This window comes from Mesorhizobium sp. M2C.T.Ca.TU.002.02.1.1, from assembly GCF_003997225.1.
In genome coordinates, this window is the sequence record NZ_RZTO01000287.1 from 1 (window position 1) to 6,948 (window position 6,948).

The following is a 6,948-nucleotide window of genomic DNA, read 5'->3' on the forward strand; positions in this document are numbered from 1 at the left end:
CAACGAGGCCGTCGGCTACGTCTATCCGCATCGCTGCTGGTCGTGCCTGGTGCCTTGCCTCATCCGCGAGGACATCGTCACCGACGAGATCGACGGCAAGCTCTACACCTTCGCCCACGAGCTCGATCGCTGGACCGTCGTCGAGGCGTTCGCCGACGAATACCAGGGCCGTCCGACGCCCGCGATGGGCCGCTTCAGCGGCAAGCGCGAGTGGGAGACGCTCTATCACGGCTGGGATCTGGCCGACGCCATCAAGGACCTGAACTTCGTCCGGTCCGACGGCAAGACGCTGGTGCCGCAGCCGCATCTGCGCTTCGACGACAAGGAGATGTGGACGCTCGACGACGTGCGCGGCCACACGCTGCAGTCGCCGCTGACGCTGCTGCGCGAGATGAGCCCCGCGGACCGCGAGAAGCATCTCGCCGAATACCGCGCCGGCTTCACCATCAACGCCTGCAACTAAACCGCAATTGCGGGGAGGGAGGCCCTTCCGGGGTCTCCCTCTCAAGCAGACACGGCCGATCCCGTCCCGTTGGGCGGGCAGCGGCGGAGCTTTGGGAGGAGAAACGATGAGCGGCGCTCACACAGTGCGTCTTGAGCCGGTCGGGGTCGAGTTCGAGGTCGAGAACGGCGAGACGGTGCTGAACGCGGCATTCCGCCAGGGAATCGCATTGCCGCATGGCTGCAAGGAAGGCCAGTGCTCGGCCTGCAAATGCGTGCTGCGCGACGGCGAGGTCGACATGCTGAAATATTCGACCTTCGCGCTCAACGACATGGAAAAGGAAACCGGCCACATCCTTCTGTGCCGGTCGATCGCCTATTCCGATATGGAGGTCGAGCTCCTCAACTATGACGAGGAGGTGCTTTCGAAATCGATCGCGGTGAAGACCTTCAAGGGCCGCATCGCCAATGTCGAGAAGCTGACGCACGACATCCGCGGCATCCAAATCGAGCTCAACTCCCCGATCAAGTTCTGGGCCGGACAATATGTCGACATCACGGTCACCACGCAAAAAGGGGAGACGATTACGCGCTCGTTCTCCATGGCAAATACGCCGGACGAAGCCCAAAAGCTCTCCTTCATCATCAAGAAATACCCCGAAGGAAAGTTCTCAGGAGAACTCGATTCCGGAGGAATCCGGGCCGGAGCCGAGGTCACCGTCGTCGGACCCTATGGAACCTGCTTCCGGCGCGAGGACCGCAAAGGTCCCATCGTCCTCGTAGGCGCCGGCTCCGGCATGTCGCCGGTGTGGTCGATCCTCAACGACCATCTCGCCAGCGGCGAGAAGCGGCCGGTCTATTTCTTCTACGGCGCGCGCACCCAGGACGACCTGTTCTACCTCGACCGTATCGCCGAACTCGCCGAACGGTATCCAGAGCTCAGCTTCATTCCGGTCCTGTCGCACGTCAACGGCGACGCCTCGTGGCAGGGCGAGCGCGGCTTCGTGCATGAGCGTGTCGACGCCAAGCTCAAGGAGCTAGCCATCGACGGGCAGGGCGACGTCTACGCCTGCGGCCCGCCACCCATGATCGATGCGCTGCAGCCAGTCCTGTTCATGAACGGCTTCGAGGTGGAGCGCATCTTCTTCGATCGCTTCACCACCACGTCTTCCGGCGCCGGCACGCCGGGACATTGAGACCGCCGCGGCGGCTTCACCAGCAACTGAAACCAAGGGAGAGAGAAATGCCAGCCATATCGAGTTCAGTAGGGTCGGGAGCCGCGGGCGCCGCGATCTTCGCCGACTCCGATAGCCGTAAGTACCGTTACTTCGACCCGAGAGGTCAAAGGGCGACGCATTACGAGGACGTCACCGTCGATGTCCAGCCCGATCCGGAGCGTTACCTGATCCAGAACTGGATCATTTCCTTCGCCAACGGCAAGGGTGCCTATGTCAAGGACAACACCGCCGCCCAGAGCTCGAACTGGCATGCCTTCCGCGCTCCGGACCAGGAGTGGGAGCGCACCCACTACCAGCGCCAGTCGCGGATCGAGACGATGGTGCAGAGCGTCATCGCCAACGGCCGCAAGTCGGGCGCTCCGAAGTCCTTCGACAAGGTGTGGGCGAAGATCCTCCAGACGCATCTCGGCGCCTGGAAACACGCCGAGTTCGGCCTTGGCACCTCGCTGATGCAGGCGCAGCGCTACGGCTACACCCAGATGATCAACAACGCCACGCTGACCAATTCCTCCTACAAGCTCCGGCTGGCGCAGGACATCACCCTCTACCTCGCCGAGATCGGCATGGACATTCCCGGCTGGAACGACGAGCTCGGCAAGCAGGCCTGGCTCGAGGACGGCGTCTGGCAGGGCACCCGCGAGGCGGTCGAGACGATCATGGGGACCGCCGACTATCTGGAGCAGTACTTCGCCATCAACATCGTCTTCGAGCCGCTGGTGGGCGAACTGTTCCGGTCGGGCTTCCTGATGCAGGTCGCGGCCGCCAACCACGACTTCATCACGCCGGCGGTGATCTCAGCGGCCGAGGCCGACTACGAGCGCAACCTCGCGAACACGATCGACCTCATCTACCTGCTCGCGCATGACGAGAAGCACGCGGCCGCGAACCAGAAGCTCTTCAAGGGCTGGCTGAAGAAGCACCGCGCGCTCGCCGACAAGGCCGCGCAGGGCCTGCAGCCGATCTGGTCGGCGCCGCACTCCAAGCCGATCTCCTTCGATGACGTGCGGGCCCAGTCCCAGGAGCGCATCGCCAGGATCCTCGGCGAACTCGGCCTCAACGGCTAACCGCAAACAGGAGACAAGAACATGTCAACAGCAGCCCGCGATGCCTCGCACGACAACATCTTCAAGTCGATGAAGGACATCACTTTCGAGCAGACGATCTCGGACCAGTGCGGCGTCACCATGAACGACTCCGTCGAGGCGCGCGCCATCGCCGAATTCATGGGCAAGAAGCCCGGCGTCACCATCACCTACCAGCCGGCGCTCATCCGCATCGACGGCCATGGCAAGCTGATCTTCAAGATGGACGAGATCAGCGAATATCTCGGCCGCGAGATGACCGCCGAAATCTTCGAGGTGAACACGTCGACCCATTACGGCCGCATGGTCCGCGTCGACGACAACACGGTGATCCTCTTCGGCAATATGGACGAGGTCTTCGAGTTCATCTGAGCACGTCACGAGACGGGCGCGCCGCGCTTCCGCGGCGCGCCGACCAATCAATCCGACTTGCGGAGCAAGAAACATGTTCATCACACCGGAAGGCAAGGAAATCTTCGTGGTCGACGGCCATACCCATTTCTGGGACGGCAGCCCCGAGAACCAGCGCAACATCCACGGCAAGCAGTTCATCGACTGCTTCTACGGCTATCACACGTTCCTCAGCCCGAAAGAGGAATACTGGCCGAAGGAGAAGTTCGAGAAATACAGCGCCGACGATCTTTACAGCGACCTTTTCATCAACGGCCCGGACGACGTGGCGATCATCCAGTCGACCTATCTGAAGGATTTCTACAAGAACGGCTTCAACACGATCGAGCGCAACGCGGAAGTCGCCAAACGCTATCCCGAGCGCTTCATCGTCAACGGCTCGTTCGACCCGCGCGACGGCGAGAAGGCGATCGAATACATCCACTACATGAAGGAGACCTACGACATTCAGGGCGTGAAGATGTACACGGCCGAATGGAACGGAGCCTCCAAGGGCTGGCGGTTGAACGATCCCGATGCCTACCGGTGTTTCGAGCTCTGCGAGAAGCTCGGCATCAAGAATATCCACGTCCACAAGGGACCGACGATCATTCCGCTGGCCAAGGATTCCTTCGACGTCCATGACGTCGACCATGCCGCCACGGACTTCCAGGGCCTCAACTGGATCATCGAGCATTGCGGACTGCCCAGGCTCGACGATTTCTGCTGGGTCGCGGTGCAGGAAACCAACGTCTATGGTGGACTGGCGGTCGCCTTGCCGTTCATCCACAACCGGCCGCGCTATTTCGGCGAGGTGATCGCCGAACTGCTCTACTGGCTCGGCCCGGACAAGCTTCTCTTCGGATCGGACTACGGCATCTGGACACCGCGCTGGCTCGTCGAGAAGCTCTGGGCCTACCAGATCCCCGAGGACATCGCGGCCGAGCGGGGCGTTCAGCTGACCGACGAGATCAAGGAGAAGATCCTCGGCCTCAACGCGGCACGGCTCTACGACATCGACGTGGCGGCCAAGAAGGCGGCGCTCGCGAAATCGCCGCTGCGGATCGCGGCGGAGTGACGGCGATGAGCGTGGCCGATCTGCGAGGCGACCGCCAGAGCGAGCTCTGGCGGAGCCTGGAAGGCGTCAACGATCCCGAACTCGACGAGCCGGTGACCGAGATGGGCTTCGTCGAGCGGGCCGAGGTGCTCGCCGACGGGTCCGTGGCGGTCGATTTCCGCCTGCCGACCTATTGGTGCTCGCCGAACTTCGCCTTCCTGATGCTGGACGGGATGCGCCAGGCGCTCGACGCGCTGTCCTGGTCGCCCGCCTACCGGATCCGGCTGCACGACCACATGTTCGCCGAGGAGGTCAACCGCGGTGTCGAGGCCGGCAAGACATTCGGCCAGATCTTCGGCGAGCTGGCCGGCGACGAAGACATCGCCGGCCTGCGCGAGACCTTTGCCCGAAAGGCCTATCTGAGGCGCCAGGAGGCTATGCTTCTCGGACTGCGCAAGCAGGGCCTGACCGATCGCGAGATCCTCGGCATGGACCTGCTTGCCTATGACACCGCTAGGCTCGAAGGCGAGGAAGCCATCAAGCAGAAGCCGCGATACCGCGAGGCTTTGCTGGTGCGGTGGCCCGGCCGGCGTCCGACGGAGCCCGTCTTCATCACCTGGGAGGGATCGCCAATCCCGCCGGAGGCGCTTGGCGCCTATCTCGCCGAGCTCAGAAGCGTGCGCATCAACATGGAGTTCAACGGCGCGCTGTGCCGTGGACTGAAGACCACGCGCTACAAGGAACTGGAGGTGGTGGACGGCGAACCGACGCTGGTCGACTTCATCCTGGACCGCGTGCCGCCCCGGGACTGCGCGAGCCGTCCGGCACATAGCTGAAGAACAGCCTCCGCAACGAGGCCGCAACAAGCGCCGTTCCACGGCGAAGGAGGAGCCATGCCCAAATTATTGATCCACAACTCACATGCCCGCCGCGCGCTCGCCAGGGGCGTCCACCAGCTCGCCGCCGCCGTCGAGCCGACGCTCGGGCCGCGCGGTATGAACGCCATGATCGATCGCCCGATCGGCACGCCCATCGTCACCCGCGACGGCGTGTCGATCGCCGCTTCGATCGAGCTGCATGACCGGTTCGAGAACATGGGTGCTCAGGTCGTGCGCGAAGTGTCGATGCAGACCAACGAAGTCGCCGGCGACGGCACCACGACCGCGATCGTACTCGCCAACGCTCTCGTGCAGAACGGCGTCGAAGCCAACGAGCGCGGCGCCAAATCCGTCGATCTGGTCAGGGGCATCGACCTTGCGGTGGCAAGGGTCGTCCAGGCGCTGAAGGCGTCGGCGAAGCCGGCCCGGTCCAACGGCAATCTGGCCGCCGTCGCCAATATCGCCGCGACGGATCCGAGGCTCGGCAGCCTGGTCGCGGAAGCCTATGAGCGCGTCGGCGCCGACGGTGTCATCACCACAGACTTCAGCGTGACGAGGGACACCACGCTGGACGTGGTCGAGGGCATGTCCTTCGACCGAGGTTACCTTTCGCACCACATGGTCACCGACCAGGACAAGATGGAGGTGGTGCTCGAGCGGCCGCTGATCCTGATGACCGATCTCAAGATCAAGGAGCCGAAGGCGCTCGACGCGGCCCGGGCCATCGCCGAAAAGCAGGGCAGGCCGCTGCTGATCGTCGCCGAGGAGATGTCGCCGGACGTCGTGGTCACGCTGCTCGGCAAGAACGGGCCCGGCAAGTATCTCGTGGTGCATCCGCCGGAATACGGCCATTGGCGCAAGGCCATGATGGAGGACCTTGCGATCCTCACCGGCGGCCGCGTCATTGCGCGCGATCTTGGCGGGCGGCTCGAGGACATCCAGGAAGAGGAGCTCGGCTCGGCCGAGCGCGTCCGCACCAGCGCCACGCACACTAGTGTCATTCGTGGCGGCGGCCACCCGCAGGCAATCGCCGCCCGCCGCGCCCAGGTGCAGCGCCAGTACGAGGTCGCGCCGCCGAATGTCGAGCAGGACAAACTGCGCGAGAGGCTGGCCAAACTATCCGGCGGCACGGCGGTCCTCTATGCCGGCGGCGTGACGCCGGTCGAACAGAAGCGCACCATCCAGCTCATCGAGGATTCGCTCTCGGCGGTCCGCGCTGCCTGGGAGGAGGGCGTCGTTGCCGGCGGCGGCGTGGCGCTCGCGCAGATCGCTCCCGTGCTCGACGAGGTGCTGGCCAAGGTCGACGGCGACGTCGCCGAAGGCGTGCGGCTGGTCAGGTCGGTGCTCTCACGTCCGCTATGGCGCATCGTCACCAATGCCGGCGCCGATGCCGACGCGGTGGTCGCCAAGATCTCGAGCGTCAACGGCGGCTACGGCTATAACGCCGACAAGGGCGAGTTCCAGAACATGTACGACGCCGGAATCATCGACCCCGTTCGCGTCACCTGCGCGGCTCTCAGCAATGCCGCCTCGGTCGCCAAGCTCATCCTCACCACCGAAACGCTGGTCGGCGATCTGGCCGAGGACGAGGATCCCACCGAAGGGCCGGCACTCGGCGGCGGCGCGGAGAAGCTCGGGCGTCATTGATCCGGAAAAACCGGCCGCGGTGCGTCGCGCCGCGGCCGCCCTTCAAGCGAGCGCTCCGGAGCGTGAGAGCCCGGTTGCGCATGATCCATCCATCGGAGACAGACATGAACAAATACATCTGCGAATTCATCGGCACTTTCGCGCTGGTCTTTTTCGGCTGCGCGACCGTTCTCTTCATGCGCCAGGAGGTCGGCCTCGTCGGCGTCGCCTTTGCC

Annotated in this window: 6 protein-coding genes and 1 pseudogene; all 7 read left to right on the forward strand. The window is 64.0% G+C overall.

Features of this window, described 5'->3' with window-relative positions:
* A pseudogene (locus EOD07_RS16720) lies at positions 1 to 463 on the forward strand (methane monooxygenase); the annotation flags it as partial.
* Positions 464 to 569: 106 nt separating this feature from the next.
* Complete coding sequence (locus EOD07_RS16725) at positions 570 to 1,637, forward strand: 2Fe-2S iron-sulfur cluster binding domain-containing protein (RefSeq protein WP_127236256.1); 1,068 nt, start codon at positions 570 to 572, stop codon at positions 1,635 to 1,637.
* A gap of 47 nt (positions 1,638 to 1,684) precedes the next feature.
* Positions 1,685 to 2,743: an aromatic/alkene monooxygenase hydroxylase subunit beta gene (locus EOD07_RS16730; RefSeq protein ID WP_073989700.1), complete on the forward strand. Its 1,059-nt coding sequence runs from the start codon at positions 1,685 to 1,687 to the stop codon at positions 2,741 to 2,743.
* Between the two features lie 21 nt (positions 2,744 to 2,764).
* The gene (locus EOD07_RS16735) at positions 2,765 to 3,133 is read left to right on the forward strand and encodes an MmoB/DmpM family protein (protein WP_073989699.1); all 369 of its coding nucleotides are present in this window, start codon (positions 2,765 to 2,767) and stop codon (positions 3,131 to 3,133) included.
* A gap of 73 nt (positions 3,134 to 3,206) precedes the next feature.
* Positions 3,207 to 4,229, forward strand: coding sequence for an amidohydrolase family protein (locus EOD07_RS16740; protein WP_127236257.1), 1,023 nt, complete (start codon positions 3,207 to 3,209; stop codon positions 4,227 to 4,229).
* A 5-nt stretch (positions 4,230 to 4,234) separates the two neighbouring features.
* Complete coding sequence (locus tag EOD07_RS16745) at positions 4,235 to 5,044, forward strand: iron-sulfur cluster assembly protein (RefSeq protein WP_127236258.1); 810 nt, start codon at positions 4,235 to 4,237, stop codon at positions 5,042 to 5,044.
* 57 nt (positions 5,045 to 5,101) lie between these two features.
* Positions 5,102 to 6,733, forward strand: a complete 1,632-nt coding sequence (locus EOD07_RS16750) for a molecular chaperone GroEL (RefSeq protein WP_073989696.1) — start codon at positions 5,102 to 5,104, stop codon at positions 6,731 to 6,733.
* Positions 6,734 to 6,948 lie beyond the last annotated feature (215 nt).